Source organism: Rhizobium sp. P1_E1, from assembly GCF_056406015.1.
Map to the genome: position 1 here is coordinate 1 of NZ_JBFUAY010000518.1, position 1,153 is coordinate 1,153.

Sequence of the window (1,153 nt, forward strand, 5' to 3'; positions counted from 1 at the left end):
CATTCGATGCGGCCGGGAAAATCGGCAAACAGCGCCTGTACCTCCTGGCGCATCGGACCATCGCCGATGACGGCAAGCGTCCACGGGCGTTCTTCGATCAGCCGCAATGCTCTCGCGAGCATCGCATAACTGTCCATCTTGTCGCCGGCCCGCATCATCGCAACCGTCATCAGCCGGTGCGGATCGGGCGCCGGCGACGCCCTCTCGAACAGCGCCGTGTCGATGAAGGGTTTCAGCCCGGCAAGCCGCGCCTGCGGAAAGGCGGCTGTGAGCCCGGCCTGGTCGCGCTCGGTGAAGCTGATATTGACCGCCGCCTGCATGATCGCCTCGCCCACGCGTTTCTGTGATGCTGCCCAGCCGGTTCGGTCGCGTTTTGCCGCGTAGGAGGCTTCGGCGGTGACATAGGGAATCGCGAATTCGGCTGATATCGCCGGCCCGAAGGGATCGGGCGATTTGTAATAGGGGTGATAACRGAACCAGAGTTCCGGTCGCGGCCCAGATTTCCATGTCAGCCGCAGCCGCTCCAGCTCGGCGGAGATGGCGGGTTCGAGCGCGGCTGCCGCCTCCGGTGTCGAGGCATAGGTGCGGAATTCGGAGGCGATGTCGACCTGATGTCCGCCAAGCTCCAGCGCCCGGATCAGCAGCCGCGCCATCAGCCGGTCGCCCGATGGCACCGGATGGTTCGGCGATTTCATCGGCGCGTAGAAAGCCACCCGCATTGGGACACCTCAGGTAAGACACACTGTTTACAAGTTTCGCGCCTGTCGGGAAAATTCCGCTATTGTCCCTTTGCCGAAAACTTGCGCATAAGCATATGGAATGTGATCGCGATCGAAGCAATTCCGCCTCTTTCCCAATCTCTATGGGCGTGCGGTTACATCGACAAGAACGGGAATGAATGACGACGGTCTCGGCCACAGGGATTTTTTCGGAACGGACGATTAGAAGGGCGAGGCTCGGTTCCGGCCTCGTCATTTTCATCTTCGTCGTGCTGCATTTGTCGAACCACGCGATTGGCCTGATTTCCGTCGCCGCCGCCGATAAAGCCGCCCATCTCTTCCTGGCGATCTGGCGCAATCCTTTGGGAACCGCCATCTTCTATTCGTCGGTCCTCATCCATATCGCGCTGGTACTGCGCGCCATCTATATGCGT

Annotated in this window: 1 protein-coding gene and 1 pseudogene; one reads left to right on the plus strand and one right to left on the minus strand. The window is 60.7% G+C overall.

Annotated features, from left to right (window positions below; genetic code table 11):
- Positions 1-719, minus strand: a 719-nt coding sequence (locus AC1D1Z_RS37620) for a glycosyltransferase family protein (RefSeq protein WP_477853922.1), incomplete at its 3' end; no start/stop codon positions are given.
- A 179-nt stretch (positions 720-898) separates the two neighbouring features.
- On the opposite strand from AC1D1Z_RS37620, the pseudogene AC1D1Z_RS37625 reads away from it, so the two are divergent.
- Positions 899-1,153, plus strand: a pseudogene (locus AC1D1Z_RS37625) (adenylate/guanylate cyclase domain-containing protein); the annotation flags it as partial.